At 74.6% G+C, this 2,466-nt stretch carries 1 protein-coding gene and 1 pseudogene; both read right to left on the reverse strand.

Annotated elements, in window-relative coordinates; all coding sequences use genetic code 11:
- Nucleotides 1-1,421 (reverse strand): annotated as a pseudogene (locus tag IH13_RS0111505) (hypothetical protein); the annotation flags it as partial.
- 81 nt (nucleotides 1,422-1,502) lie between these two features.
- Nucleotides 1,503-2,466: RICIN domain-containing protein (locus IH13_RS37250; RefSeq protein WP_031083521.1), on the reverse strand; the 964-nt coding region annotated here is incomplete at its 5' end.

Below are 2,466 nucleotides of genomic sequence, written 5' to 3' on the forward strand. Positions count from 1 at the left end.
TGCCTTGCCAGCCCGCTCAGAGATGTGTATAAGAGACAGCGTCCGGGTGCCGCGAGCGGAACAGCCGGACGGGACTCGGGCAGCCGGGTCAGGCGCGCTTGCGGCGCCGCATCACGACGAGGGCGGCCCCGCCGGCGGCCACCAGGGCGGCACCGGCCGCGGCCAGTGGAGCCGGTGGCGGCCAGGTCGGCGGAGGCGCCGGTGCCTGCGCCGGACGAGGGCTCGTCACCGGTGGCCGGTACCGAGCCGCCGCTCTTGGTCTCGGTGCCGTCGGCGTCACCGTCGCCGTCGCCCGCGTCGGTGTCCGAACCGGTGTGCTCCGGGTCCGGCGTCGCGGTCTTCTCGGGGGCGCTCCCGGCTTCCAGCCTCTCGCCGTCGAGGGAGACCTTCACCGTGGCCTTGCCGCCACCGGAGGAGACCACGGCCACGGAGACCTTGCTCGCGGTGTCGGTCACGGCGGTGATGGCGTCCGCGTCGGCCGGGGCGTCGTTGCCGGCCGTCTTGTTGGTCTCGGTCATGTCGATCAGCGAGGAGGAGCCGTAGGCGTCCTTGGGCACCCGGTAGGCGTGTACGCCCTCGATGGCGGCGTCCAGGGTCCCCGCCGCGTGGCGGTACTCGACGACGAGCCGGTCCTCGCCCATCGGTATGTCCAGCGCCCGGGTACCGGTGCCCTCACCGTGCAGGGACCGCAGGGTGTACGTCCCCGACGCGGTGACCTGGAGGGCCTCACCGCCGGAGAGCCAGCCGGCCCGGATCATCTCGGGTGCGGAGAAGCCCGCCGCCGGGCCCCCGCCCCCCATCAGCGACTTGGCGCTGGTCCCGTCCGTCGTGCAGTCGACGAGGTCCCCGTCGGCGCACATCGAACGGCCCTGGTGGCCGAGGCCCAGGTTGTGCCCGAACTCGTGGCCGACCACGCCCAGCCCGCTGGCCGTGCCGTACAGGTTGATCCAGGTGTAGGGGCCCGGGACGGAGCCGAGTCCGGCCCAGTCGCAGCCGGTCTTCTGCGCGGGGAAGACCATGGACAGGCTGTCGTAGTCCTCGCCCCGCACCAGGCCCTGCTCCGCCAGCGCCTCCTGGGTCAGGGTGTTGATCCGGCCGTGCTCGCAACTGGCGTTCATCGGCAGCTTGATCGGGCCGACGAAGTCGCCCTGGACGGCGGGCACCGTCGTGTACCGCCCGCGCGACACCTCCGTGAAGAACGAGGCCAGTGAGTCCTTCTTCGCGCCGAAGTAGGTGTCCGGCGTGCTCGCCTTCACGGCGTCCACGTCCTGGAAGGAGGCGTCGGCGAACTCCACCAGGACGGGGAGGGTCTTCCTCTCGACCGTGCTGCCTTCCGCGTGCGCCGTGGCGGGGAGGGCACCGGTGGTGAGCACGGCGATGCCGGCGGCCAGGGCGATGCGGCCAAGGGCGGATGTCTTCATGAGGTCCTTATTCCTTCGGAAGTGCTTCCGGAGGAGAAGGAGGGCGCCACTCGTCCGCCATCCCGCGACTTTGCCTGTTCTTTACCCTCCGAGCTGGGCGGGCTCGACGAGGAACCTCATGGAGGCGGATCCGTAGTAGTACCGCGTGGTGCCGACCGCCGCCCCGTGGGCCTGGTCCTTGTCGGCCCGGGCCCACTCGACGAGGCCGAGGTACCGGGCCCCGTCGGCGGTCCGCAGGGCCGCCTCACCCCTGGTCATGTCGGTCCACAGGTTCCAGAGCTGGTTCTCCCGCGAGGCGTCGCAGACCTGCTGGTCCACCGGGGCGTGGTCCTGGGTACCGCCCGAACGCGTCAGGCACAGTCCGCTCGCCTCGTTGCGCACCTGCGTCCGCCCGCGGTCGCCCTCGTACGGGTCCAGCAGCACCCACCGCTGGTCCCGTCCCCCGTCGCAGGCGGCCTCCACCGGCCGGGCCCCGGCCCCGGCGGCGACCCCCAGACAGCTCCCGGTCGAGACGAACCGCAGGGTGCCGGGCCCGCCCAGAGCCGGTGCCCCGGGTTCCGGGGGCACCGGCGAGGGGGACGGGCTCGCCGTCCCGGAGGCGGAGGCGGAGGGCGACGGGGGCGCGCTCCCGGTCACGGCCGCCGAGGGCGACGGCGGGACCTCGGACACGGCGGAGGGCGGCGGGCCGCTCGCCGAAGGCGCGGGCCGTTCCCGCCCCTCTCCGTCCCCGGGCCAGAGCGCCCAGCCGCCGAGCAGCACCGCGGCGGCGCCCACCGCGAGCACGGCGGCCTTCGCCCCGGTCACCCCCGCGCCCGTCCCCGTGGCGCCCGTCCCCGTGGCTCCCGCGCCCGTCGCCCCGGCGCCCGTCACCGCCGCCGCCGCGCGGGCCTCCAGATAGGCCGGGCCGCCGAAGAGCAGCACCGCCACCGGCAGCACCGTGCGCAGCCGCTGGTTGAGGTCGGTCAGCTCACGGGCCGCCCCGCGGCACCGGCCGCACCGCTCCAGGTGACGGTCCAGGCCGGGATCGCGGTGCGGCCGGGGGCGC

The organism is Streptomyces sp. NRRL WC-3549, assembly GCF_000721935.1.
In the GTDB taxonomy this organism is placed as follows: Bacteria; Actinomycetota; Actinomycetes; order Streptomycetales; family Streptomycetaceae; genus Streptomyces.